This window comes from Deinococcus sp. (assembly GCF_018260555.1).
Taxonomy (GTDB): domain Bacteria; phylum Deinococcota; class Deinococci; order Deinococcales; family Deinococcaceae; genus Deinococcus.
The window spans coordinates 1-679 of the sequence record NZ_JAGLBB010000158.1; the positions used below are offsets into that span (position 1 = coordinate 1).

1 protein-coding gene is annotated in these 679 nt (G+C 59.2%); it reads right to left on the reverse strand.

Features of this window, described 5'->3' with window-relative positions; genetic code table 11:
• Positions 1–679, reverse strand: a 679-nt coding sequence (locus tag QZ271_RS14405) for an HD domain-containing protein (protein ID WP_367114380.1), incomplete at both ends; no start/stop codon positions are given.

Consider the following 679-nt stretch of genomic DNA (forward strand, 5'->3'; position numbering starts at 1 on the left):
CCCCGTGCATACCGAACAGCGTGGTATGCAGCGACTGATAGCCGTTGGCCTTGGGAATGGCAATGTAGTCCTTGAAGCGGCCCGGCAGGGGTTTGTACAAATTATGTACAGCGCCCAGCACGCGGTAGCAGGTGTCCACCTTGTCGACGATGATCCGGAACGCGTACACGTCCATGATCTCGTTGAAGGCCCGGCGCTTGCCGCGCATCTTCTTGTAGATGCCATAGATGTGTTTTTGCCGGCCGCTGACTTCGCCTTCGATCTCGTCGATCGCCAGGCAATGGCTCAGGGACTCTTCGATCTTGTTGACGATTTCCTTGCGGTTGCCCCGGGCGCGCTTGACCGCCTGGTAGATGCGCGCCGAACGCATCGGGTACATGGCCTTGAAGCCGAGGTCTTCGAATTCGATACGAATGGCATGCATGCCCAGCCGGTTGGCGATGGGCGCGTAGATTTCCAGGGTTTCCTTGGCGATGCGCCGGCGTTTTTCGCCGGACAGCACTTCCAGCGTGCGCATGTTGTGCAGCCGGTCGGCGAGCTTGACCAGAATCACCCGGATATCCCGGGCCATGGCCATCGCCATCTTCTGGAAGTTTTCCGCCTGGGCTTCGGCCTTGGTCTCGAAGTTCATCTGGGTCAGTTTGCTGACCCCATCGACCAGTTCGGCCACGGTTTCACC